This is a genomic window from Asticcacaulis tiandongensis (genome assembly GCF_006475605.1).
In the GTDB taxonomy this organism is placed as follows: domain Bacteria; phylum Pseudomonadota; class Alphaproteobacteria; order Caulobacterales; family Caulobacteraceae; genus Asticcacaulis; species Asticcacaulis tiandongensis.
Window position 1 is genome coordinate 141,468 of record NZ_ML636837.1, and the last position, 19,748, is coordinate 161,215.

The following is a 19,748-nucleotide window of genomic DNA, read 5'->3' on the forward strand; positions in this document are numbered from 1 at the left end:
GTTACATTCAGCGTATAGGTACGAAGCGTCGTGCCGTCTTCGGCGGTTACCACCACAGGGATGGCATTGAGGCCAACGTTAAGCGGGATGGCTGCCGAGGTCTGACCGGAGGCCACCGTCGTGCCATTGACCGTCAGGGTAGCGTTGGCATCTGCTGCCGCTGGCGTCAGGGTCAGGCTGGTGACGGTATTGGCCACCGTGGCGCTGTAGCTGGTCGTGCCGGACGCAAAGGCCGGTGACAGTGTGCCCTCACTGAGCGTCAGACCTGACAGGCTGGCGTCAGTCGAAAGCGCTTCACGCGTTACATTCAGCGTATAGGTACGAAGCGTCGTGCCGTCTTCGGCGGTTACCACCACAGGGATGGCATTGAGGCCAACGTTAAGCGGGATGGCTGCCGAGGTCTGACCGGAGGCCACCGTCGTGCCATTAACCGTCAGGGTAGCGTTGGCATCTGCTGCCGCTGGCGTCAGGGTCAGGCTGATGACGGTATTGGCCACCGTGGTGCTGTAGCTGGTCGTGCCGGACGCAAAGGCTGGTGACAGTGTGCCCTCACTGAGCGTCAGACCCGACAGACTGGCGTCGGTAGAGGCCGCAGGAACCACAGTCAGGCTATAGGCCACATCACCCGTCGCCAGATTCGCATCTGAAGCCGTAATCGTGAAGTTGAAAGTGCCCGAAGCCGTGGGGGTGCCGCTGATGATGCCACTTGTCGTGTTCAACGATAGGCCAGTCGGTAAGGCACCGCTTTTAATGACATAACCATAGGGTGCCGTACCGGCAGAAGCCGTCAGGGTGACACTATATACCGTTCCTGCAACCGCTTCGGGCAGGTTACCCGCTGCGGGAGTCACCGTCAGGGTCGGGGCCGTCACCGTGATCCACACCGGCGGGCTCGAACTGAATACCAGACCGCCCTTTGAGGCAGAGAAGAACAGGCGATCCTGACCGGAGAAGCCGGGATTAGGGGTATAGAGAATAGTCGCCCCGGACACGGTGGCCGTGCCGTTTTGCGGCGCCACATAGATGCTGAAGCTGTCAGGCGTCTCACCCAGTGTATCGGGTACAATGACATTGTCGACGCTGTTGGCGGCGACGGTTGCAAAGCTTTCCTGAGCCTGATTGCTCTGGGTATAGGTAAAGCCACCGCTCAGGGTAAAGCTGTCGACCGGTGTAGTCACCACAACATCAGCCGTACCCACCGTACCCGAAGGCACCACAACGGTAATCTGGTTGTCGCTGTCGACATTATAGCTGAGGGCCGCCTTGCCACCAATGGTAACCGATGTGGCTCCGGTAAGATGGCTGCCGCTGATAACCGTCGTCGAACCGCCCAGGTTGCCGCCCGTGCTGGGCATCAGACCGGAGATCTGCGGTGCCGCAAGGCCCACCGTGATATCCTGCTGAACCTGCGTAGCCGCTGCATATGTGCCGTCACCGGCCTGATTGGCGTTCAGGGTACAGGTACCTGCGCCATTAAACGTCACTGTGCCGCCGGTAAGCGAACAGATCGCCACCGAACCGGCATCCACCGTAATCACAGGCGTCAGGCCAGAGGTTGCCGAAGCCGAAACCGCATAGGTGTCACCGACAACTGCACCCACAGGCGCTGTCGAAATGAAGAGCAGGGACTGGGGTAACTTATTAACCGTCAGCGCCGCGCCTGTAGAGGTCGCGTTCGGAGCCGCCTCACCCGTAACAACGACACGATAGACATAGCCGTTCATATCGGCTGTGGCACCGGTGATTGTCAGCGCTTCCGTTGTTGTGCCGCTATAGACACTGTCATCGCCGATATTGCTGTAGCCCGCGCCCTTATTCACCTGCCACTGATAGCCCATGGCGTTACTGACACTCACTGAAAAGCTCGTATTGGCTCCCACTGCAATTGTTGAATCTACCGGCTGGCTCGTAATCGAAGGCGGTGAATTAACCGTCAGAACTACGCCGGTAGAGGTCGCCGCCGGTAGTGCCGCACCCAGAACCACGACACGATACATATAGCCATTCATACCCCCCGTAGCGCCGGTGATGCTCAGGGTCGATGTCGTCGCACCGCTATAGACACTGTCATCGCCGATATTGGTGTAGCCTGCGCCCATATTCACCTGCCACTGATAGTCTGTGGCATTCGTGGCGGTCACCGAGAAGCTTGTATTGTCACCTGCACCAATCGTCGAGGCCGAAGGCTGGCTCGTAATCGAAGGCGGTGAATTAACCGTCAGCGGCGCGCCCGTAGAGATCGCCGCCGGTGCTGCCGCACCCGTAACCACGACACGATAAACGTAGCCATTCAAACCGGCTGTGGCACCGGTGATCGTCAGGGTCGCCGTGCCTGCGCCGCTATAGACGCCACCATTGATAACATTGGTATAGCCTGCACCCTGATCCACCTGCCACTGATAATCTGTGGCATTCGTGGCGGTCACCGTGAAGCTTGTATTGTCACCTGCACCAATCGTCGAAGCCGATGGCTGAGACGTGATTGATGGCGGGCTGTTCACCGTTAGCACCGCACCATTCGACGTCGCGGCAGGAGACGCAAGTCCAGTGGCTATTCCGCGGTAGGTGAAACCGTTCATATCCGCAGTAGCACCCGTAATTGTCAGAACCGCTGTCGTAGCCCCCAAATAGACGCCACCGTCGCTGATATCGATAAAGCCGCTGCCGTCATTGACCTGCCACTGATAACTCGTGGCGTTAGACGCGGCAACGTGAAAGAGCGCGATGTCCCCGACACCAATCGTCGAGTCCGACGGCTGACCGGTAATCGATGGCGGACCCCGCACCGTCAGCGACGCACTATTGGATGTCGCGTTAGGTGAGGCGTTCCCCGACACCACAGCACGATAGCTGTAACCATTCATACCCGCCGTAGCGCCCGTGATCGTCAGGGTCGCTGTCGTCGCCCCCGAATAGACGCCGCCGTTGTTGATGTTGGTAAAGCCTGCGCCTTGATCCACCTGCCACTGATAGGCCGTGGCATTGCTGGCTGACACGCTGAAAGTCGTATTGGCACCGGCACCAATCGTCGACGCCGATGGCTGAGACGTGATTGATGGCGGGCTGTTCACCGTCAGCGACGCACTACTGGACGTTGCGGCAGGAGACGTAACCCCCGTGGCCACAACACGATAGGTATAGCCACTCATACCCGCCGTCGCGCCCGTGATCGTCAGGGTAGACGTGGTTACCCCCGAATAAACGCCGCCATTGGCGATGTTGGTAAAGCCCGAACCGCTGTTGACCTGCCACTGGTAGCCCGTCGCATCGCTGGCCGTGACGCTGAAGGTCGTATTGCCACCGGCGGCAATGGTCGAGGCGGAAGGCTGTGACGTGATCGCTGGGGCGGGAGGCGTAGCAGATGGCAGGCTCGTGAAGCCAAAGACAATAGTTCCAAGCTTTGCATCACCATCTTGAGTAGGGACATTGATGGTAATTTTTTTGCCGGATGCGCTGGCCGAATATGCGGCTGTATTTGAGGCGCTGCCTCCCTGTAGGGTTATGGATGTAATTTGTGTCAGAGTCCCACCCGAAAACTCAATGTCGAATGAAGCAACACCCCAATTTGCATCGTAAAGAGGAATTATAATAGTTATGGTGTTGTTAGAAGGGTTTATATCGAGCAGGAGCGTTCCATTATTGCCCAGATCAAATTCTGTTCCGGCGCCTACGTTGACGTTCCCTAACGCTTCAGAGCCACCCACCGTTATCCTTGCCTGAGTGCCATTGACGTCCGCATGTGCAACAGAAATGGGAAACAGGGCCAAAATGGTGGCAACACATGCCAGCCATCCCCGCCGCGACACCTTTTGCCACCCGTCCAACACTAATTGAATAAGAACGGAAAATACGGCGGTAACGAAAGAGATCGCAGACATCATTCTGACCTGTTCACTTATGGGGCCGCAAGAGCATGTCTCTGCCGTTACGCCTGATGCGGGTACTATATCCCCTTCGTGTAACGGCGACATATTAATGCAGGTTTAATTGTGACCCAATCTCGGACTACGCGTGTATTGCGTCAAAGCGAGCATAGAACTATACGGTTGACCGCATACACACCTCCGCCGTCATGGACGCCGTCCATAACCGCGGCGACAGGCTTAAGGCCGGATTGTCAGAGGTGATTAGATCGTCAACACCCTCGGCGGGTTGAATGCGTTAACCATACCTATATTTTGTCAGCCCGCTACCATAGCGCCTAAGCCTATATGCGTACGCAGCGCAGTGAAGGTATATTACGAGATTGGAAAAGGTTCTGGCGGAGAGGGTGGGATTCGAACCCACGATACCCTTGCGAGTATGCCGCATTTCGAGTGCGGTGCTTTCGACCACTCAGCCACCTCTCCTGAAGGTTGTGCCGATTATCACCGCATGAAAGCTGGCGATATCGGGCGTGCGTGATCCTAGAGGTCGCTCTCCTACTCACCTGAAAAAAATTTCGCAAGTGATTTTAATGATTTTGCGCATTTAATTATTGAAAATTTACATCGCAGAAGCGAACTGATAGAGGTATCGCTGTTCAGGACAAGCCACACTCATTTAAGCGTGTCTTTCAGGTGTCAGTCACCCCTAAACACGACACAAAAACTATGTTTTTAGCCAAATGCTGTGTTTAAGCGCTAGGCAAAGCGTACTCATAAAGTTATCAATTACCGCCGTTAAATACGGCATTCAGTCATTTTTTTGACTGATCGTTCGAAGGCCAAGAGAGGGCATATATTATGAAACTCAATTTGCTGGCGGGCGCTGCTCTCGCTGCAATGGTGTCAGCGACAGGCGTCGCTCACGCCCAAACCGAAGGTTGGTACGGCGCTGTCGACCTCGGCTACAACTGGAAGTCTGAGTGGAAAGCTAAGTCCGCTAACAACTATATTGATGGCGCGCCGTTTGCTTACGACGTTTCCACCGATGATGACTGGGCTGGTTTTGCCCGTCTGGGTTACCGTTACAGCCCTAACTGGCGCGTAGAATTCGAAGGCGGTTACCGCCCTGGCGATGTTAACGCGGCTTACGGCTTCCAACGCGACCACGGTCCTAGCAACCCAACTATCGCTCGTCCTGCTGACACAGCCCTGCTGAATGCAAACGGCACTTTTGATCAGACGACCTTTATGGTCAACATGATCTATGATTTCGTTCCGGAATCTTCCTTCCACCCATTCGTTGGTCTCGGTGTCGGTCTGAACCGCGTGAAGGCTGACTTCACCGGCCAGTATTCGCCGGGCGACGGCGGCCGTAGCGTGACAATTGAAGGCGAAGACACTGTTGCTGCCTATCAGGCTCTGGCTGGTTTTGCCTGGGCTCTGTCTGACCGTCTGAACCTTGACTTCACCTATCGTTACCTGACGACAGAGAAGGTTTCGTTCGGTGCAACTGGCGATTATGTCCACGGTGGCGGCACCTATGCTCCGGGTGACTTCTCGGGTAAGTTCAACAACCAGACGGCAACGGTTGGTCTGCGTTGGGCGTTCGGTTCGCCGACACCTCCTCCCCCACCGCCTCCTCCTCCCCCACCACCACCGCCTCCTCCCCCACCGCCTCCTCCGCCGCCTCCGCCGCCACCTCCACCGGTTGCGTACGAAGCGCGTGAATTCACGGTGTACTTCGAATTTGATCAGTCGACCCTGACTGCCGACGCTCAGGCGATCGTCCAACAGGCCGCTGATTATTCGAAGGCTGGTAACGCAACCCGCGTTGTGGTTGTCGGTCACGCTGATACCTCCGGTTCGGCTGCCTACAACATCCGCCTGTCTGAACGTCGCGCCAAGACTGTGGCTGACGCTCTGGCCGGTCTCGGTGTTGCCGGTTCGATCCTCGCGGTTGACTGGAAGGGTGAATCGGCTCCTGCGGTTGCCACCGGCGACGGCGTGAAAGAGCCTCTGAACCGTCGTTCGACCATCGACATCGCGTTCTAATCCTTAGGGATTGATGCAAAGTCGATTTCGATCGCACTAAAAAAGAACCCGGCCTGTAATCATACAGGTCGGGTTTTTTTATGCCGTAAATCCAGCCACAACAAAAAGCCCGCCCTTCCGGGTAACGGAAGAAGCGGGCGCAATACAGCCAAAAGCTGTGATTACTTTTTCCCTAAAGGCTTATAATCTTGAGGTCGGCTTACCGCCCGTCGCTCAGGCTTAGGACTGAGCAGCGCCCCGCCAAACAAGGCAAAAGACGTCATGGCATGCTGCTTCTTTTCGTGATCATTCATGAGGGGCTCCTTTCAACCTGTCGGTACGTACAAAGGTTAACGCGTTCGGAAATATTCCAGTGAAAACCATCCTGACACAGGCAGTTCATCTGACAATAATTATTCTGTATCCGGAATATAAAATGCAATAAATTCCGAAAAACAAATTGATCTATATGGTATTTTTTACAATCCTATTTCCATAACAGACAGACGAAAATCATTTTCGTTATGATTCACGATAAAACAACCATCCTGAACTAGACTGTCCTTATCGGCCTGAAGAGCCGTCTAAAAACAGAATGTGAGTGATGGATGTCTAAGTCTGCCGTAGTTATGGCCTCGGCCATAGTGTGCGCCGTGCTGTCTGGTCTGGCGGTCGCACAGCTTGAGCGCATCGTTACTGCGCCTTCAGCCCCCGCTGTCAGCTATGCGCAGACGCACCCTGTATCCGGCAGCATCGCCGTGAATAGCGAAGCTGCGGTCATTGGCGGCATTACCGCTATCCCCAAGGCCACTGACGGCCATTTCTGGGCCGAGGCCCGCGTCAACCAAACCGTTGTGCGCTTTCTGGTGGATACCGGCGCGTCGGTCGTCGCCCTGACGCCTGAGGATGCCCGACGCCTCGGGGTGGACCCCAGCCGCCTGACCTATGACCGTGACGTTACCACAGCCATGGGCAAGACCAAGGCCGCGCATGTCATGATCGATTCCATGGGGATCGGCCAGAGCCGAATGCAGAATGTTGAGGCGTTGGTCATACGCGATGGTCTGTCGACATCGCTTCTGGGCATGAGCTACCTCGGCCGCCTGCGCCGCTTTGAAGCGACGCCTTCAAGCCTGATCCTGCATCCTTAGTGCACCCTGCGCAAGGTTTCGGCAGACGGCTCCGGTCTGGAGACAACCGGCAGACAGAGATCGCGCAACCTGTAGCCTCGCGCCTCAAGTAGCTGCGCCATGACCAGCACCGCCAGATAAAGCGCTTCAGGCGGCTCCTTGCCCATGATCCAGCGGGCATGGGCCAAAAAACGGTCTTCATTCCCCTTTTGAGCTGCCGCGAAAAGAGCCAGCAGAGCGATCTCGTCTCGGGTCGTCTCTATATGCCCCGGTCGCCCAAGACGCAATTTCCGGAGACCTTTTGCCAACAGACTAACGATACTGTGAAACGCGAGAATGCCCTCGCTTTCCTGCCCTCCGAAAGCATGTGAAAATTCGCGATGCAGGGTACGGCACTGCACCGAACAGGCCACGGAGGTTCTGACGGCCCATATCAGGAAATGTTCCGCATAGGATAGGGTACGAATATCGCGATTTTCTCCGTTATCCGTCTTGATATCCGCCTGCATGATATGCCCCTTACCGATATTATAATTGCAATTCATTCGCAATATCATCATAATGCAGGTGGGGCAATGGGTATATGCCGTCACAGGAGGTGCAGATGTCTGAGATGTCGCCCAGTCGGTTCAGTCAATATGAACTGACGCTGGAAGAAATGCTGGCCGATCCTATTGTGCGCCTGCTGATGCAACGTGACGGCGTAAATGACGAAGACATTAAAGCCCTGATGGCCCATCAGGTGGCCACTTTACAGCGCCCCTAAGCGCAGCCCCCCTCCGTCATACTCAACCGCAACTGCAAAAACACGAACGACGTTTCTTCGCGTTTTTTTATGCGTCCTGTAGTAGGCTTGTCTTGAAACTGTAAACGGTAACTATTATAGTTACGAATGTATCCTCGTTTTTTCATTTAAGGATTTTTCTCATGCGTTACGGTCTCCTGAAATCTGCGGCCCTTGGCCTGACCCTTCTTGCCGGTTCTCTGGCCCCTACGGCCTTTGCTGCACCCGTTACCTATAATCTCGACGACACGCATACTGAGGTGGTGTTCAGCTGGAGCCATTTCGGTTTTTCCAACCCGACCGCAAAGTTCCAGAGCGCCAGTGGTACGCTTGTGCTTGATCAGGACAACCCTGCCGCCAGCGCCGTCGAAGTGACATTCGACATCAACAGCATCAATTCCGGCGTGCCCGCATTCAACGATCACCTGAAATCCGCTGACTTCTTTGATGCCGCACAGTTCCCGACCGCTACCTTTAAGAGCACAAAAGTTGACGTGACCGGTGCCGACACCGCCAAGGTGACCGGCGACCTGACCATCAAAGGCGTCACCAAGCCCATCGTTCTGGATGTGAAGCTCAACAAGATCGGTGAGAATTTCAAAGGCCAGACCGTCGCCGGCTTCAGCGCCAAGGGTGAGCTGAAGCGTTCGGACTTCAATGCCGGTGCCTATGCGCCTGGCGTCAGCGACGAAATCAAGCTTAAGATTACTGTCGAAGCGATCAAGCAATAGGCCTAAAGGACGCGGAGCCTGACATGACTGACATTACTCAGGATAAGGCTTCGCGGCTGCCTACGCTTTTTATTCCACACGGCGGCGGGCCCTGCTTCTTCATGGAGTGGAACCCGCCGCATATGTGGGATCAGATGGGCGATTATCTTCGGGGCATAGCCGCGCAGATTAAACAAAAACCCAAGGCTATAATTGTCGTCTCCGCCCATTGGGAAGAAGATCAGTTCACCGTACAGGCAACCCCTGCGCCCGATCTTTATTTCGACTATTACGGTTTTCCCGACCACACCTACCAGCTGAGCTATCCGTCGAAAGGCGCGCCTGAACTGGCGGCACGCGTCACTGAACTCGCGTCACAGGCGGGTATTGTCGTTAATACTGACACGACACGCGGCTATGACCACGGTGTGTTTATCCCCTTGCTGCTCATCTACCCCGACGCCGATATTCCGGTCATTCAGCTGTCCCTCAAAAAGGGATATGACCCTGAGGCCCACAGTGATCTCGGCAAGGCACTGGCCCCGCTACGCGATGAGGGTGTGCTTATCATAGCCTCAGGCATGAGCTTCCACGATGTCGGCGCACTGATGCGGGCCAGACTGGGGCCTGATCCAGTCAATGCCTCACATCATTTCGATAACTGGCTGAATGAAGCGGTTACCGGCCAAACCGGCGAGGCGCGCAATGAGGCCCTGACGCAGTGGGCCAGCGCACCCGGTGCCCGTGTCGCCCACCCGCGTGAAGACCACCTTCTGCCGCTCATGGTCGCCGCAGGGGCCGCCGGTGAGGATGCCGGAGAGCGAACCTACAGCGAAACCCTGCAACCGGTAAATACGGCCCTCAGCGGCTTTCAGTTCGGCTAGAGCGTTTTCCCATCAAGTGAAATCACTTGATGGATAAGAAAGAGCGACCACTAAAAAACCAGAGCAAATTAACGATCCAATATGATCGAAATTTGCTTTGGGACGGCACAGCTTGCAAACCATGCGGGAAAGGCCATACTCGAAACCATTATTTCGAGGACAGCTGACCTATGTATGAACTGCACATAGCCAATATGAACTATTCCTCCTGGTCGCTCAGGCCGTGGGTTTTGCTGCGTGAACTGGACATCCCCTTCATTGAGCACCAGCACTATTTCCGTCCGGCCAATGACCTGAGTGATCCGTTTAACCGCTTCTCGCCTTCTGGCCTCGTGCCTGCCCTGACCGATAATGGCGTAACCGTCTGGGATTCGCTGGCCATTGCCGAATATGTGTATGAAACCCACCCTGCCGTCTGGCCTGAGGATAAGGGCGCACGGGCCTTTGCCCGTTCCGTCGCGGCCGAAATGCATTCGGGCTTTACCGCCCTGCGCAGCCAGTGTGGCATGAATTGCGGCCTGCGTATCCGTCTGCACAGGATGACACCGGAACTGACCAAAGACCTGAAGCGTCTTGATGCCTTATGGCAGGAAGGGCTTGAACGCTTCGGCGGGCCATTCCTCACCGGTGATCGCTTTACCGCCGTTGATGCCTTCTTCTGTCCGGTGGCCTTCCGTGTTCAGACCTATGACCTGCCGCTGAGTGAGGCCTCAAAAGCCTATGTGCAGCACCTGCTTGAGCTTAAATCCATGCAGATATGGTATGCCTGCGCCCTGCGCGAAGAGGCGCGTGACCTGCCCCATGAAGAAGACGCCAGAGCCTCAGGCACCCTGCTGGCCGATCACCGTATCCATAGATAGTATCGGCTCATTAAATAAATTGTCTTTCATTATCCCTGTGCCTATCATGGGCCAACAGACAGGCCGCAATCAGAAACGGCCAAAACACAGGGATAGGGAATATCGGATGAAAGCGGCTCACCTTCTGGCGCCACTGCTAATGGGCATTTGCGCCTTTTCGGTTAAGGCTGAGATCATTCAGACGGCCTCGCCTGATGGGCGGAACGTCATTGGCTTCACGCACAGTGCAGACAGCAACGGCATAAGCGTCAGCCGCAACGGTAAGACCGTTTTTACCCCCTCGCCCTTCGGCCTGATGATCAGCACCGACGTGCCCTTTGGCCCGAAAATCGGCCCGGAAGGCCACAAAGTCACGCAGGTAACAACGACCGAGGGGGTTGACGCCTTTCAACTGCCGGTCGGCAAGACCACATCGGTTAGGGCACCCTATCGCGAAACCGTCATTACCCTGCAAAAAGATGACGCGCTGATCCCGACCTTACAACTTGTTCTGAGAGCCTATGATGACGGCGTCGCCTTGCGCTATGTCATCCCGTCGAACAGCGGCCCCAAAGACCTGAAGCTACAGAAAGAACTGACCAGCTTTCGCTTTGCCGCTGATTTCGACTGCTGGGGCCTCAATCAGGGCCGCTTTGAGAACAGCTTCGAAGGCGAACATGACCCGTTCAAGGCCAGCGACCTCAGGGCCTTCCACCTCTATCAATCGCCTGTGGTGTGTAAAACCGGCGAAGGCGACACCACCTTTGCACTGGCCGAATCCAATGTCCGAAACTATCCCGGTGCCTACTATGCCGGACGTGAAGACGGCGGTCTGGGGCTCGAGGTCATACTGACCCCGCGCAAGGATAATTCGACAGGTGCGCGGTTTAACACCATTACCGCCAAAATTGACGCCTCACAGGGCTTTGCAACCCCCTGGCGCGTGGTGATGATTGGTGACAGCGCAGGTAAGCTGATTGAAAATAACCTGATCACCGCACTGGCCGAACCTCAGGCCTTTCAGGACACCTCATGGATCAAACCGGGCCTTGTGGCGTGGGACTGGTGGAACGGCTCACAGGTCGATATCCCCAATCCGGGCATGAATACCGATACCTATAAGGCCTTTGCCGATTTCGCAGCGGATATGGGCCTTGACTATATCATGCTCGATGAAGGCTGGTCGATTGGCTCAACCGTCGAAGCCAACACAAAGGCCGATATCACCAAACCCAAGCCCGAAGTCGATCTGACCGAGATCATCCGTTATGCCGCCGATAAGGGTGTCAGGGTCTGGGTCTGGGTGCAGTGGGAACAACTGAACAATCAGATGGATGAGGCCCTTGCCGCTTACGAAAAATGGGGCATTGCCGGCATCAAGGTCGACTTCATGAACCGCAACGATCAGGATATGGTCGATTATTACCACCGCCTGTTATCCACGGCGGCAAAGCACAGGATCATGGTCAATCTGCATGGTGCCTATCCGCCGAACGGCCTTTTGCGCACCTATCCGAACTATGTGACACAGGAAGGTGTTCTGGGGGCGGAAAACAACAAATGGAGCAACCGCATAACGGCGCAGCATAATGTGCGGCTGGCCTTCACACGCGGGCTTCTCGGGCCAAGTGATTATACCCCGGGTGGCTTCCGGCACGCCACGCCCGAAGATTTTCCGCAAAAAATGCAGTTTTTCAACCCCTATGTCATGACCACCCGCGGCCACGCTCTGGCGCTCTATGTCATCTACGACAGCCCGTTACAGATGGTATCCGACAGCCCGCCAACCTACAAAAAGGCTGACGGCACATGGGAAGACGGGGTCGATTTTCTTCAGGCCGTTCCCGCAACATGGGATGAAACCCGTTTCATTTCCGGCGATATTGATGACTATGTGACCATTGCCCGCCGCAAAGGCGACACATGGTATGTCGGGGCAATCACCAACGACAAGGGCCGTAATATCACCCTGCCGCTCTCGTTCCTGAAAGGCAAACATGCAGCAAAGGTCTGGGCCGACGGGGATACAATTTCCACCCTCAAAACATCAGAACGCAAGGTCAACAGCAGCGACCGTATTTCCCTGACCCTCGCCCCGAATGGCGGCGGAGTCATTGTCCTCAAGCCCGCGCCCTAGAATAATTTAAGCCCTCCCCAGACAGGGAGGGCTTAATGATTAGTCTGTCAGATGGCTCAGGCCGCTCCGGCACGTAATCGCGGCATGGCCGACGTACTTGCGGCCGGATTCTTGATATATAGCCCGCGCGTTCCCGGCATCGGTTTGAAGGCATCGGTAATCCCAAGCACGGTTTCCGCCGCCCCGAGGAACAGGAAACCATCGTCAGGCAAAAGCGTGCTGATCTGCTCCAGCACACGGCGCTTGGTTTCGATATCGAAATAGATCAGCACGTTACGGCAATAGACCACGTCCTGACGGCCCACCAGTCGCAGATCCTCAAGCAGATTCAGTTTCTTGAAACGAACCGCCTGACGGATCTTGGACGACAAGCGCCACATATCGTCAACCTTTTCAAAGTGCTTGACCATCATCTGAATGGGCAGACCCCGCTGGACTTCAAACTGCGTATAAAGGCCGGCCTGCGCCTTTTCGAGGCAGCGCTCAGAAATATCGGTAGCCAGTATATCCAGCTTGATGCGCGGATATTGCGGGCGCAGTTCCTCCATCATCATGGCCAGCGAATAAGGCTCCTGTCCGGTTGAACAGGCCGCACACCAGATTTTCAGATCCCCGCTCAGACGCGCCTTGGCCAGCGCGGGCAGGACATCGGACTTGAACTGATCAAACGGTGTCTTGTCCCGAAAGAAGAAGGTTTCGTTCGTCGTCATGGCATCGGTGACGGCATAGATCAGCTTTTCGTCACGGCGCGTGCGCAGGCTGGTCAGCAGGGCGGCGACATTGCTGAAACCTTCCTTGCGGGCCACAGGCGACAGACGGCTTTCGATCAGATAGGTCTTTTCAGTCCCCAGTATCAGCCCAGAACGCTGCTTAAGAAGGGCGGCCAGATGTTCGATATCTTCGGTTGTCATTGGACTTTTTCCCCTCTGGCGAAGGCCTTGCAGGCCGCAGACAAGCCTGCCACCGGTTTAATTAATTCAGCCAATCCGGCTTCGGCAACAGCACCGGGCATGCCCCAGACCACTGAGGTGGCTTCGTCCTGCGCCATTATGGTGGCACCGGCGTCTGAAAGCACCTTAGCCCCGTCACGGCCATCATGGCCCATGCCGGTCAGTACCACAGCAATCAGGTTCTTGCCGTAGACATCAACCGCCGAGGTAAACAGCGGATCGACCGCCGGTCGACACCAGTTAATCTGCGGCCCCTGATCGAGCTTAATGACCGGTGCCACGGATGACCCTTTGAGGCGCATATGGAAATCACCCGGCGCAATATAGACGTGACGCGGTTGCACCGTCATCCCGTCGGTCGCCTCAAGCACCTTAAGGTCAAGCGCCTTATCGAGATGCTCGGCCAGAATGGTCGTAAAGGCAGCCGGCATGTGCTGAACGATGAATATAGGCAGGCGCCAGTCCGGCCCCAGCCCCATCAGGAAACTGCGCAAGGCAGGCGGGCCACCGGTCGACGCGCCGATCACCAGCGCCTCCACACGACGCGGGCCGACATGGCGTATGCGCGGGGCCAGGACAACCGGCTTCGGGGTCACAGGCGGTGCCACTGCCACTGGCGCATGAGGTGTCGGTGCTCTCAGGCTTGTCGGCGTAGTTGGCGAAGATTGTGCCTGAGACTGCGGTGGAATGGGCCACAGGCGCGTGCGCCCGCATAAGGCCCTGATCTTGGTCAGAAGTTCGACACGGAACCCTTCGGCCCCGCCGATGCGCGTAGACTCCGGCTTCGGAATATAATCCGCCGCCCCCAGCTCCAGCGCTCTTAAGGTTACCGTTGCCCCGCGCGTCGACAGCGTAGACGCCATCAGCACCTTAAGCCCCGGCTTGGCAGCGATCAGTTTCGGCAGGGCCTCAAGCCCGCCCATGTTCGGCATTTCGATATCAAGAATCAGCACATCCGGCTGAAGCTCGCGCACCTTTTCGATGCCCTTGGCCCCGTCGGTCGCGGAACCGGCCAGCACCATATCGTCTTCGTGCTCGACCCAGCGCGTAACCAGACCGCGCACGACAGCGGAATCATCGACGATCATGACCCGCAAGGGTCGCAGGGAGGCCGCCGTATGTGGGTTCAGGCTCATTTTAAATCAGGCCAACTTCCGAAAACTTAGCCTCAAGGATGTCGCCATCAAACGGCTTCATGATGTATTCTGACGCGCCTTCGGTCAGGGCCTCGGTGATATGCGACATATCATTCTCGGTCGTGCAAAACACCACAACCGGCTCGGTACCGCCCTCTTCCTTGCGCAACTGGCGCAGGAAAGTAATGCCGTCCATGACCGGCATGTTCCAGTCAAGCAGTATGGCCGTAGGCATGGTCGCCTTACAGGCATTCAGGGCCTCAAGGCCGTCTGCGGCCTCGGAAACCTCAAACTGCAGATTTTCCAGAATACGGCGGGCGACCTTACGGATCACGCGACTGTCGTCAACAACCAGACAGGTTTTCATATAGCTTTCCCCTGAACCTGCTTACGCGGCCTTAAGATGTGCCGCATCCAGCAAGGTGTGCGGGTCCAATACTATCAGCAGTTCCTTTTCCAATTGATAAACGCCGACAATAATATCGGCCCAGCGCGGCGGCAGATTGCCCGGCGGCGCATGGAAACGTTCATCATCAAGTTTAAGGACTTCATCCACCGAATCGATGATCAGACCGTAGGAGTCACCCTGCACCTCAAGACCGATCGCCAGAGGTTCCGGCGCATCCGCCTCACGCGGCGGCAAGGCCAGACGCTGACGGGCGCAAACCGCCGTCACGATCCGTCCGCGCAGGTTCAGCACACCGGCAATTTCCGGACGTGACAACGGCACAGGCGTCAAACCGCGCGGGTGAAAGACATCATGAACGCGTGCGGCGTCCACACCAAATAACTGACCGCCGACGCGAAGCGTGACATAATCGCGGATGCTCATTCCTATATCCCTTTAAGCCGCTACGGTTTGCAAATCAGAGGCGTGATCGCGCCGGTGATGTTCGGCCAGACCCCGCAACTGGTAATGCTCGACATCGAGAATTTCACAGGCCCTTCCGGCGACCACCGCCGTCCCGCGCACCCCGTGATGATCCGCCGACAACTCGATATTCAGGTAATCCTCGACGACATCGACGATTTCATCAACCGCCAGCCCCATGGCATAACCTTCGCCGGTGAAAACCAGCAGCGGCTGAATGTCGTTCTCCTTGAGGCCATTGCCATCGACGACATTGACGATCGGCATCAGGCGTCCGCGATATTGCAGGGCAGCCCGACCATCCATGCGTTCGATCTTGTCGCTCTCTATGTGCTCAAGACGTGTGATATGCTCAAGCTCGACCGCCTTGGGCGCACCGCCACCGGCACGGAACAGGAGCATGGCCACCTTCTGACCCATAGCTTCACTATGGGCATCTTCAACCGCCTCCGATGTCTTGTCATCCATGATATTGCCCGCATGTTCGGACAGGGCGTTGGGATCAAGGATCAGCACCACAGAGCCGTCACCCAGAATGGTTGCCCCTGAGAAGGATTGCACATCGCGCAGAATACCGGCCAGCGGCTTGACGACGATTTCTTCCGTATCGAGAACATCATTGACCACAAGGCCGTAACGGCGCTCACCGACCTGTATCACCATGACAAAAGCGGTTTCGTCCTGATCATATTCCCCGAGTTTCAACGTCGGCGACAGTTGCACCAGCGGCAGCAGCTTGTCCCTGAGGCGCAAGACCAGTGACTGTTCGATACGCTCGATCTTATGCTCCGCATTGGCGCCGGTACGCACCAGCTCCATCACCGAGGTCTGCGGCACCGCGAATTTCTGACCACCGGCCCCGACAATAAGGGCCGACACAATCGCCAGGGTCAACGGTATCTTGATGGTAAAGGTCGTGCCCTGACCCGTGACCGAGTTCAGGTCGATCTGGCCACCGATCTGCTCGATATTGGTGCGCACAACGTCCATGCCGACACCGCGACCGGACAGGTTGGTCACCGCCGACGCCGTAGAGAAGCCCGGCGCGAAGATATAGCGGTGTATCTGCTGGTCGGACATATTCTCGACTTCGTTGCGAGACGCCAGACCCTTTTCAATGACCTTTTCACGGATGCGCGTCGTATTCAGGCCGCGCCCGTTATCGGAAATACGAATGACGATATAGCCGCCTTCGTGGAACGCCGCCAGCTTGACCGTACCATTAGCAGGCTTACCAAGCTTGATACGCTCTTCGGTCGATTCCAGACCGTGGTCCGCCGAGTTACGCACCATATGGGTCAGGGGATCACGAATAAGCTCAAGTACCTGACGATCAAGTTCGGTGCCTTCACCGTCCATGACCAGATCGATCTTCTTACCCAGTTCATGGCTCAGGTCACGCACCAGACGCGGCAACTTCTTCCACGCTGCGCCAATCGGCTGCATGCGGGTCTTCATCACGCTGTCCTGTAGCTCACCCGTCAGGGTCGACAGGCGCTGCAAGGGGGTGGCAAATGCCGAATCTTCGCGAGTACGCGATATCTGCAACAGCTGGTTACGCGTCAGAACCATCTCTGACACCAGCGTCATCAGCCCCTCAAGCACATCCACCGAAACCCGGATCGACTGGGTGGTGGTAATCCCGCCCCCTTCTTCACCGCCGCCCGCCAGATTGGACAGAGCCGCCAGAGAGGTATTCAGTTCATTGTTCGCCGCCGGAGATGGCGCTGCGGGCACGACCGGTTCGGCCACAGCGGCAACCGCTTCTTCAACGACCGGCTCATTCATCCAGTCGGGGGCTTCCGCCGCCATAAAGGCCGCCTCAAGCTCCTCCAGCGATACCTCACCGGGGCGCAGGGTGCGTTCAAGTTCCGGTTTAACCTCAGGAATAACCACGTCTTCGGCATCTGCCGCAATCGGACGATCCGGCACGGTCACCGCCTTGACGGCATCAATAGCCACTTCACGGCCGTCGGCCATGGCCTCAAGCTGTTCGATCAGGTCTTCATCCGAGCCATCCGGCTCAAGACCGGTGCTTTCGAGACCGGCAAGAATAACCTTGATGCGGTCAATCGAGTGCAGAACCAGCGTCACCGCCGTCGGCGTGACCTCAAGCTTGCCATCGCGGAAACGCCCCAGCAGGGTTTCACCGGCATGGGCGACGGCCTCAAGGCGTCCCAGACCCAGAAAGCCGCAGGTGCCTTTGATTGTATGCACAAGGCGGAAAATATTATCCAAGGTCTTGCGTTCATTCGGATTGGCTTCAAAACGCACCAGCTCCGAATCAACCACCTCAAGGCTTTCAGCGGTTTCGGTTAGAAACTCGGCAATAAGATCGTCCACTTGACACCCCGTCTTCAAACGATGGCACAGCGCAACAGGCGCAATCATACCATCTTTAACGGGTCACTATCGCGAGGTTTGGTTAAGGGATAGTTGCCAGAACCGCCATTATCCCTTTGTCTGACCTAATCTGGCAATTTTATTTTTATCGTCAGTTGATCCGTATCAACCGCGACCGTCAGCTTGCCACCGGCTTCCTTGACGACACTATAGAGCCAGAAGGGCTGAATCCACTGTCCGTTAAGCCCGTCACTTAAGGGTTTACCGAACAGGCCTTCGACGGCTTCGGGCTTAAGGCGTGCGCGTTTACCACTTGAGACAGACGTCAAAACCAGAACGCCCTCTTCCCGCTCAAGACGGATGTGCGCCACACCACCGGTCGGCAAGGCATTACCGGCTATATAGCCAAGATTGACCAGCGCCCGTGCCGCCGGCTTTTCAAAGACGACCTCATTATCAATATCGAACTGCAATTCGGCGCGCATGGTCGCAAACATATCCGAAAGGATCTTGTTCAGTTCCCGGCCGCTGAAGGCTTCTGCCGAGGTGGCGGCCCCGAAGGCCACACGGGCAAACTGCACCAGCGCGACCATCTTGGTGGCACTGGCCTGAATAAGATTGACGGCGTCATCACGCATATCCTGCGCCGAAGGATCGGCCAGAAGATCAAGGCCAGAGACAATCGCACCGGTCGGGCTGATAAAATCATGACACAGCTTGGCCACCAGTTGCGTCGCCAGATCGTGCGGATTAGGCAGGCCAGCCGTTTCGGACGCAGCCTCAGATACAGCCCCGGATACAGCCTCAGAAGCGTCTGTGGTAACCGGCTTATCGTCCGTAATTATATCGGTTGTCATGCATCAGATCCTGAGAATGTAACAGAACAGGTGAAGGATTAGCTTTTCTGCACCCTTATGTGAGGTGATTTGCCTTATCAGAAAACCTCCAAGACGGTATAGTCGGCAATAATTCGCACAGGCGGCGCAAATCCTACCCGTTGACTCGTGTTTTGTGACGGGATTAACTGACTGCCTGCGGCATTTTATTTTTTTCGCTCCAAAGGTTTTTCAAATGGCTGATCCGCTTTCCTCCGCTTCCGTCGCCCGCTTCGCCCGCAAAGGCCGTGGCAAGGTTTATGACTCCCTGCTCGACACGATTGGCGACACCCCGCTGGTGCGCCTGCCGCGCCTGTCAGAAGCCTATGGTGCCAAGGCTGACGTGCTGGCGAAGCTTGAATTCTTCAATCCGCTGGCCTCGGTCAAGGATCGCATCGGCGTCGGCCTGATCGAATCGCTCGAAGCCTCCGGCGACCTTAAGCCCGGCGGCGTGATCATTGAGCCAACCTCAGGCAATACTGGTATTGCACTGGCCTTTGTCGGAGCCTCCAAAGGCTATGAGGTCATTCTGGTCATGCCGGAATCCATGTCTCTGGAGCGCCGCAAGATGTTGCTTCTGCTTGGAGCGCGCCTTGAACTGACGCCTGCGGAAAAAGGTATGCGCGGGGCGATCAACCGTGCGCTGGAACTGCGTGACTCAATCCCCGGATCGGTCATCCCCCAGCAGTTTGAAAACAGCGCCAATGTCGCCATTCACCGCATCACCACTGCCGAAGAAATCTGGAACGACACCAATGGCGCGGTTGACGTGCTGATTTCCGGTGTCGGCACCGGCGGCTCGATCACCGGCGTCGGTCAGGTGCTGAAAGAGCGCAAGCCCTCCGTTGAGATCGTCGCCGTAGAACCCGAAGCCTCACCCATCCTGTCCGGCGGCGAACCCGGCCCGCACAAGATTCAGGGTATCGGTGCCGGATTTGTACCGGGCATTTTGGATCGCGGCGTGATTGATAAGGTCGAACTGGTTTCCAACGACGACGCCTTTGCCACCGCCCGCAAGTCGGCGCAACTCGAAGGCCTGCCCGTGGGTATTTCCTCCGGAGCCGCCCTTGAGGCCGCCTTCCGTCTGGCGGCGCGGGATGAATATGCCGGTAAAACCATTGTCGCCATTATCCCGAGCTTCGCGGAACGCTATCTGTCGACCGCCCTGTTCGATGGCCTCTAAGGGCCTCGG

16 protein-coding genes and 1 tRNA gene are annotated in these 19,748 nt (G+C 56.5%); 8 read left to right on the forward strand and 9 right to left on the reverse strand.

Going from position 1 to position 19,748, the window contains the following annotated elements; all coding sequences use genetic code 11:
• Both E5201_RS00650 and E5201_RS00655 read right to left on the reverse strand, forming a co-directional pair.
• On the reverse strand, window positions 1-3,704 hold a 3,704-nt coding region (locus tag E5201_RS00650; protein ID WP_181404497.1), incomplete at its 3' end, for a beta strand repeat-containing protein.
• 555 nt (window positions 3,705-4,259) lie between these two features.
• Window positions 4,260-4,349: transfer RNA gene (locus tag E5201_RS00655), tRNA-Ser, on the reverse strand.
• A gap of 375 nt (window positions 4,350-4,724) precedes the next feature.
• Between E5201_RS00655 and E5201_RS00660 the strand changes: the two genes are divergently transcribed.
• Together E5201_RS00660 and E5201_RS00665 are read left to right on the forward strand one after the other, a co-directional pair.
• Window positions 4,725-5,918 carry an OmpA family protein gene (locus E5201_RS00660; protein ID WP_140984069.1) on the forward strand — a complete coding sequence of 398 codons (1,194 nt, stop codon included), beginning with the start codon at window positions 4,725-4,727 and terminating at the stop codon, window positions 5,916-5,918.
• Between the two features lie 587 nt (window positions 5,919-6,505).
• Window positions 6,506-7,048, forward strand: coding sequence for a TIGR02281 family clan AA aspartic protease (locus E5201_RS00665; RefSeq protein ID WP_140984070.1), 543 nt, complete (start codon window positions 6,506-6,508; stop codon window positions 7,046-7,048).
• Here the strand turns inward: E5201_RS00665 and E5201_RS00670 are convergent.
• Window positions 7,045-7,572 (reverse strand): hypothetical protein, encoded by a 528-nt coding sequence (locus tag E5201_RS00670; RefSeq protein WP_140984071.1) that lies wholly within the window; start codon window positions 7,570-7,572, stop codon window positions 7,045-7,047. The genes E5201_RS00665 and E5201_RS00670 overlap by 4 nt on opposite strands.
• 59 nt (window positions 7,573-7,631) lie before the next feature.
• Here E5201_RS00670 and E5201_RS14740 point away from each other — a divergent pair, with 59 nt between their 5' ends.
• The 5 genes from E5201_RS14740 (at window position 7,632) to E5201_RS00690 (ending at window position 12,381) form a co-directional block, all read left to right on the forward strand.
• Window positions 7,632-7,793 carry a hypothetical protein gene (locus E5201_RS14740; protein ID WP_181404498.1) on the forward strand — a complete coding sequence of 54 codons (162 nt, stop codon included), beginning with the start codon at window positions 7,632-7,634 and terminating at the stop codon, window positions 7,791-7,793.
• Between the two features lie 161 nt (window positions 7,794-7,954).
• Window positions 7,955-8,542 carry a YceI family protein gene (locus tag E5201_RS00675; protein WP_140984072.1) on the forward strand — a complete coding sequence of 196 codons (588 nt, stop codon included), beginning with the start codon at window positions 7,955-7,957 and terminating at the stop codon, window positions 8,540-8,542.
• 23 nt (window positions 8,543-8,565) lie between these two features.
• Entirely contained in the window at window positions 8,566-9,405 is an 840-nt protein-coding gene (locus tag E5201_RS00680; protein WP_140984073.1) for a DODA-type extradiol aromatic ring-opening family dioxygenase, read from the forward strand.
• 170 nt (window positions 9,406-9,575) lie between these two features.
• Window positions 9,576-10,265: a glutathione S-transferase family protein gene (locus tag E5201_RS00685; RefSeq protein WP_140984074.1), complete on the forward strand. Its 690-nt coding sequence runs from the start codon at window positions 9,576-9,578 to the stop codon at window positions 10,263-10,265.
• 106 nt (window positions 10,266-10,371) lie between these two features.
• Entirely contained in the window at window positions 10,372-12,381 is a 2,010-nt protein-coding gene (locus E5201_RS00690) for a glycoside hydrolase family 97 protein (RefSeq protein ID WP_140984075.1), read from the forward strand.
• 56 nt (window positions 12,382-12,437) lie between these two features.
• Here the strand turns inward: E5201_RS00690 and E5201_RS00695 are convergent, their stop codons facing one another.
• From E5201_RS00695 to chpT, 6 genes are all read right to left on the reverse strand, one after another.
• Window positions 12,438-13,292, reverse strand: a complete 855-nt coding sequence (locus E5201_RS00695; protein WP_140984076.1) for a CheR family methyltransferase — start codon at window positions 13,290-13,292, stop codon at window positions 12,438-12,440.
• Entirely contained in the window at window positions 13,289-14,467 is a 1,179-nt protein-coding gene (locus E5201_RS00700) for a protein-glutamate methylesterase/protein-glutamine glutaminase (protein ID WP_140984077.1), read from the reverse strand. The genes E5201_RS00695 and E5201_RS00700 overlap by 4 nt, the downstream gene beginning before the upstream one ends.
• A gap of 1 nt (window position 14,468) precedes the next feature.
• On the reverse strand, window positions 14,469-14,834 hold the full coding sequence (locus E5201_RS00705; protein WP_140984078.1) for a response regulator: 366 nt from the start codon (window positions 14,832-14,834) through the stop codon (window positions 14,469-14,471).
• 21 nt (window positions 14,835-14,855) lie between these two features.
• Window positions 14,856-15,299 (reverse strand): chemotaxis protein CheW, encoded by a 444-nt coding sequence (locus E5201_RS00710; protein WP_140984079.1) that lies wholly within the window; start codon window positions 15,297-15,299, stop codon window positions 14,856-14,858.
• A gap of 12 nt (window positions 15,300-15,311) precedes the next feature.
• Window positions 15,312-17,681 (reverse strand): chemotaxis protein CheA, encoded by a 2,370-nt coding sequence (locus E5201_RS00715; RefSeq protein WP_140984080.1) that lies wholly within the window; start codon window positions 17,679-17,681, stop codon window positions 15,312-15,314.
• Window positions 17,682-17,806: 125 nt separating this feature from the next.
• Window positions 17,807-18,538: a histidine phosphotransferase ChpT gene (gene chpT, locus E5201_RS00720; protein WP_140984081.1), complete on the reverse strand. Its 732-nt coding sequence runs from the start codon at window positions 18,536-18,538 to the stop codon at window positions 17,807-17,809.
• A gap of 214 nt (window positions 18,539-18,752) precedes the next feature.
• Between chpT and cysK the strand changes: the two genes are divergently transcribed.
• On the forward strand, window positions 18,753-19,739 hold the full coding sequence (gene cysK / locus E5201_RS00725; RefSeq protein WP_140984082.1) for a cysteine synthase A: 987 nt from the start codon (window positions 18,753-18,755) through the stop codon (window positions 19,737-19,739).
• Window positions 19,740-19,748: the final 9 nt, after the last annotated feature.